Origin of the sequence: Gilliamella sp. wkB292, assembly GCF_001690235.1 — a bacterium.
In the GTDB taxonomy this organism is placed as follows: Bacteria; Pseudomonadota; Gammaproteobacteria; order Enterobacterales; family Orbaceae; genus Gilliamella; species Gilliamella apicola_F.
On sequence record NZ_LZGO01000025.1, the window covers coordinates 22,986 to 28,985 of the forward strand.

Here is a 6,000-nt window from a genome sequence, read left to right on the forward strand (position 1 = left end):
CACTCTATGAATTAGATAAATGAAGATGGTTTATCTTCTATATTGTTTAGTTTTTTCATCTTATACTATAGATCAAATTGATAATTTAAAAGATATAATGGAAAATCATTACCATCATGCATTATTGACGAAAGCTCAAGCATGATGCTAAACCTTTTGTTCTCGTTTGGCATCATGTTGAAAATGGAATAGCGTTTATGCAAAAAGAGATAATAATATTTTTCCACATAGCGTGAATTCCGGTTAAAAAGATTAAAAACTATCTGTTGTTTTAAAACCTCCACCACCTGTTGATGAACTGGATGAAAAACCACTACCGCCAGAAGATGAACTGGACGCTTTTGAAGAACTATTGCTGCTAGTAGATGATGACCTCGATGAAGAATTCCATGAAGTTTGTTTTGGTGAACTTGTTGTAGAGAACATGCTGGTGCTATTGGATGAAGACCAATTAATGGTTTTATTACTATTAGCTTGGCTTCGGCATGAAATGAGCACATGGACTATTGTTTCAGGAAAAATATCTTTGTTTAGTAAATTGTTAAGTAACTCATCAAGTTTAGATGATGAAATGTTATATTCATAATAAGAACTAGGGATGTCATTTTGTATAAAAATAGATAGCGTTTGTTCAAAACGCATATAAGTATATTCTAGTGCTTCAACAGTGTGTTTTATTGTGGGTAAACTTTGCTCTACTTGTTGTATTTTTCTATCTAAAATCGGAATTTGTTGTATTACTTTATCATCTTCTAAACTATTGCTTTGCAACGTTAATTGTACTACCTCGTTTATTGATTGTTGCTGTAATAACTTAGCTAGCTTGCTGGATATCTCGTTAAATTGTTTACTATGTCCGGATAGACTGTCATTTAAGGTTTTATCTGTTAGCGATTTTTGTTTTTTGTAGTTTTCTAAAATTAAGTTAGTTTGGTTAAGATCATTTCTCAATTGAGGTAAGCCTAAGCTTTCTTCGATATCATGTTCTATTTTTTCTTTTTTTTCTGATGCTAGTCGATGAGCTGTCTTTATTGTTTCATAACGTTGCTGAGACTCTTTGATTAATGCTTCAAGCGTTTTTTGATTCTTATGATTTTCCGCAAAGTTAATAAATCTTGCTACCCAGGCATCTAAATGACGAAAGATCCAAAAACCTTTATAGCTATCTTTTCCAAAATTTCTTTCAATTAGGTAGTTGTAACAGCGGTTTTGTTTGTATTCTTCAATTTTTTGAGTAAACTCATCGAGTGATAGCTGATAGTTTTTACTTTCTTTATTTAAACGTTCTTCCGCTTTTTTGAAAATAGTAAAAAGCGATACATAATCAGGGTTATTTTCCAACTGAAAGATTTTTTTTGTCATTTTTTCATCAAGTTGTTCCTGTAAGCTATTTACTTTTTGTTGATAATTAACACTGATTTGTTCTAATTCGTCTGTGCGTTTGTTTAAATGACAAAATACCTCTTGTAGTTCATCTACCAATATTTGTATTTGTTTGTTGGTTGTCTTGGGTGATTCTAATAAGAAAATACGGGCTATTTGTTGATACAACTTTACTTTATTATTTTGTAAACTTAAGATTTTTTGTTGTGCATCATGAAGCTTTTTATAAGCATCATCTAACGATGCTTTTGCACCTTGTGTTTTTTCTTCAATTCGGTTTTTTACTGCTTTCCCCAACATGTTTTACCACTCCAAAATTCTGCCCGATTTAACGCTACTTGGACAATTAAAAGATAATCGACCTACTGGTTTATCACAAAGCTTATTATTATCAATATGTCCATCTGCTGATTTATCTGCTTTAACACTGTTAAATGCTTGTTGAGTAACTTGTTGACCAAAAATACTGGCTAATTGTATATCACCCGTTTCGATACTTTGTACCAATATTGGTATATTTATGCCAGTTGGTGTCATAGGTTTGACAATTAAATACCAAGACTTACCATTGGTATTTTTATGAGTACGCTCAATGCCTGATTTGGAATCTGGATTATCGATAATTGTCAGAGTCAATGGTGTTTGTGCTAGTTTAATGAAGTAACTCATCATTTGGTGATATAACTCTACATGTTCAAAATTAAGATTTGTTAAATTTGCTTTTATTTCATTTTGTAGTGTAGTAACCGGTGCCATATCTTTAATCGGTACGTTTAGCGCTTGCAGTTGTTTATTGTCAGCATCAATTTTAATTTTTAAAGCCTCTGCTCGATCAACTGAGTTGTATAATGTTTCGATATGATTGATATCGATGTCTTTTTGCCCCTGATTAAGCGCGTCAATAACCTTATCAGCTGCGATTTGTAGAACGGGATATTGCTTAGTTGCTTTTATAAACTCTTTGTTATGAATTAATTTTGCTAATTTTTTGTCTTGTTCAAGTAGTATCCTTAACTGTGTTATTAGTGTTGAAATTTCGGATAATTTCTGACTGATTTGGTCATTAGTTTGTTGTAATTTTTCTAATGTATCTTCCTCTTTTTGGAAGACAAAAGATTTTTCAATTTCAGGTTTATCAATAGATAGTGCGATTTGTTTATTGAGCAAGTTAGCAATCGAATCTTTTAAATGTTTAGCAGGTGTTTGTGCAAAAATAATCTGATATTTATTAAGTTCATCAAACTGATTATTTAGATCATTTAATGATTGTTGCGAAGCTAAAATATGATTATAGGTAATAAAAATATTATTTTTTAGTTTTTCTGTTTGAACTAAACGAGAGGAAATAATTAATATTAATAAGAGGATGATTATACCAACAATGGTAAATAAGCGAGTGCGTTTGAGGTAACAAGCAACAAGAAAACGTTGCAACCATGATCGCTTGGGCGCATTGAATCGTAATCGCTTATCAAACCAAAGATTAATCCCTTTTTCAATAGTTTTATCATCAATTGCTAGGTTTTGCGTTTGATAGTAATCCTCGATACTTTGTTTTAAATTGTTGTGTAATGTTTCACGATCTAGGTGCTCGAGCAATAATTGTTGATTTTGGTAAAGCTCATCAATAATTGCCATTGCCCCTAGTTGATCACTAAGCTTGACTTCTCGCATTAAGCATTAACCTTTAAGATGATATTATTAAAACGCTGTTTACCATCTTCAACAATGCGATCAATCTCTTTAGCATTATTAATCGATTCATTTCTTAGTTCATTAATTAACTGATGGCTTGATTCTTGATAATTAACAATAGATTCAATCAACGATCGTAATGACTCGGCTTTGATTGTTGAGCCATAGCCTGCTTTTAAACCTTCTTTTAACTGTTTACCACTTTGTTTGGCGATACTTTCAATTCCTTTATTGATACCATCTTTCATTGATTCTAGAGTTTTTGTGCTTTCACTTAAGCCAGTTAATGAAGTGATTGATGCACTTAATGCGGTGAATACAATTTCATTGGTTGAAAAAAAACTAACACTTTGTTGATAAACACGTTCTTTGACCGAGTTAGTTTGTTGTAATCGAGCATATACTGCTTCGGCTGCGTTATATGAGACGGTTAAGTTATTGGTAATATCTAAAATAATTTGGTAACGCCTGTCTTCCTGTTGCACATTGCGTAACGTTTCGTCTCTAACGAGTTCTAATCGTGCTAGCTCAAGGTGATTATCTGATTGATAGTTATCAACTTCCGCCATAGCGTTAGATAATTTTTCTTTACATTCATTTAGGCGTGAAGTTGCAGTGACTAAAACTTCTTCGGCAGTAATTTGTGCTTGTTTTAGACCAAAACGAAAATCTTGGTAAGCATTTAAAATAACATGTTCTCGTTCTACTTGGTTGCCGGTTTCTTTTGATACTTCCAAATAAGTTTTTCTTATTAGATCAAAGCGATCGGGAATTGACCCCCGTTTAAAGCTCATCCACCCCATTTTGATTCTTTCAAGTAGGTCTAATTTGCCATCATCCAACCAATCCAGCATCTTTTCCATATCAGTGCGGATACTATCAAAGTGATTAACAATTTTAGTGTAACGTTGTGAAACGTCCATGGCATCTATTTGCTTCCTTACCACTTCATTGAATGCACTTTGTTGTTGCAATGTTCGAGCAATAGCAAGAATACGATTTTTATCAATTTCAGCTACATTGTCCAATAATTTTAAAATAGGTACATCGGCTTGAGGTTTAATTGTTATACCGATTTTATTAAGTAATTGTATTGCTCTATCTACATAAGACACGATATCATTAGACATATCCCTATCCTTAAAAGTATTTTTAATCAAATATATATCAAATCTGGTCCGAATTATATCGCAATAACTTTATGATCACCATTGAATTATCTGTTTAGCGTTGCATGGCTTGAGATGATAGATTTTTCACCAAAATTTAGCTGATGTTTTAATGACTGACAATATAATAGTTTTTATAAACTAGGGGGGGAGATAAATAGTGTTATAGATAAAGTTATAGTTAAAACTGATTATTCATAGTTACTGCGAATTTTTTGATTATGAATTATTGAATTTAGCTATATTAGCTTACTTATTTACCTGACTTAGATAAATTGTTTTTAATTTTTCAGTTATGATATTTAATCAGTGTGTTAGCATTAAAAATTAGATTGTTAATGAAGTTCATTGTTTTTTATTTAATAATTTTTCTATTTGTTTAAGTGTAATTCCCATTATTTTAGCGATAGCTTGCTTATCCATGCCTTTTTCTAATAAGGTGGTAACCATGATGATTTCTAATTTTTCCCGTCTATCTTTTTCTGATTTTGCTTTATGTTTTTCACATGCTAACTTCTCTTTTGCTATGGCTTTTTCTTCTTTGCGGATTTGTTCCATAATTTGATAAGCAGGGACATATTTTAAACTTTTTTCAAGTTCGTCCATTAATCCAATCGCTTTGAAACTAACATAAGTTTTGGTTGATATAATTAGATGATCAACCAGTTCGATGTTAAGAATTCGTCCAACTTGAATTAGGCGATCGGTCATATCTTTATTACACACAGATGGGGCTAAGCGTCCTGAAGGGTGATTGTGTACCGCAATTACACGTGATGCATTTTTCATTACAGCCACTCGAAAGACATTCATTGTTTCGATATTGACTGATTTGTATGCGCCTAAAGCGATAAGCTCAATATGTACAATATAGCCAGCAGCATTTAAACCGATAATCCAGAAATGTTCTTTTTCTTGATCTATTTTGTTATCACGTAGTAATACGTTTTTCATGATGTTATAAACATCATCTGTTCCTTCAATATAACGTTTATCATTTTTGCCCAGCTTAATATCCATTCGCGATTCGTATTTAGATAAAAAATGTACGAAATATAACATAAATCAGCTGGTATTGTAAGCAATGCCTTTTGCGTACCTTATTTACCAAGATTTATTGCTTATTTCGTCGTTATTTTATGATGATAATAAATTGAGTAAGTAAACGGCATTGAATGTGTCTTTCGACAGTAAAAATATTTGAACGTGTTGAGAAAATCTTTACATTTAAACATGATCAATGCTCACTAGATCATTGATTGCTTAATGCTAAATTATATCAATGTTCGCGCAAATCGACTTTTTAAAACACTTTAATCAATAGAATGTGGTAAAAATAGGCATTTTTTATATCGTACGAGCGAGTAAATATCGACAAATAGCATAGTGTTTGTCTTTCCATATTGATATAAAATAGACAAAATTATGTTACTTTTTATACTTAAATGTCTATATTACCTTAAACATCTTTACATAAAATGTTATTTTTAGTAAGGTTGCTTTAATTTGTTTGCACTATTTGATGGCATGATTTTTTCTCATTTTGGTGCAAAACTAGTCATCTTTTTGAACACTATAAATCAATTATTGTCTGTTAATAAAACATTATAATTATTTTTTATTAGTTTTTTACTTTAAAAACAGTAATTATATTTATCTAATTTTATAAAGATGTTAAGAACTACTGGCATAGTAATTGCTTGTAATAATATTGAATATAATTAAATCAATAATTATAGAAATAAGTTTAGAG

General features: G+C 31.1%; 4 protein-coding genes. All 4 read right to left on the reverse strand.

The genetic code is table 11. From position 1 onward, the window contains the following. Window positions 1-252: 252 nt before the first annotated feature. Window positions 253-1,683: a hypothetical protein gene (locus A9G09_RS02375; RefSeq protein ID WP_065633313.1), complete on the reverse strand. Its 1,431-nt coding sequence runs from the start codon at window positions 1,681-1,683 to the stop codon at window positions 253-255. Window positions 1,684-1,686: 3 nt separating this feature from the next. Continuing rightward, window positions 1,687-3,057, reverse strand: a complete 1,371-nt coding sequence (locus A9G09_RS02380; RefSeq protein ID WP_065633314.1) for a DUF6384 family protein — start codon at window positions 3,055-3,057, stop codon at window positions 1,687-1,689. After that, window positions 3,057-4,208 (reverse strand): merozoite surface protein 3b, encoded by a 1,152-nt coding sequence (locus A9G09_RS02385; RefSeq protein ID WP_065633315.1) that lies wholly within the window; start codon window positions 4,206-4,208, stop codon window positions 3,057-3,059. The genes A9G09_RS02380 and A9G09_RS02385 overlap by 1 nt, the downstream gene beginning before the upstream one ends. Window positions 4,209-4,592: 384 nt before the next feature. Then, window positions 4,593-5,267, reverse strand: a complete 675-nt coding sequence (locus tag A9G09_RS02390; protein WP_065633316.1) for a JAB domain-containing protein — start codon at window positions 5,265-5,267, stop codon at window positions 4,593-4,595. Window positions 5,268-6,000 lie beyond the last annotated feature (733 nt).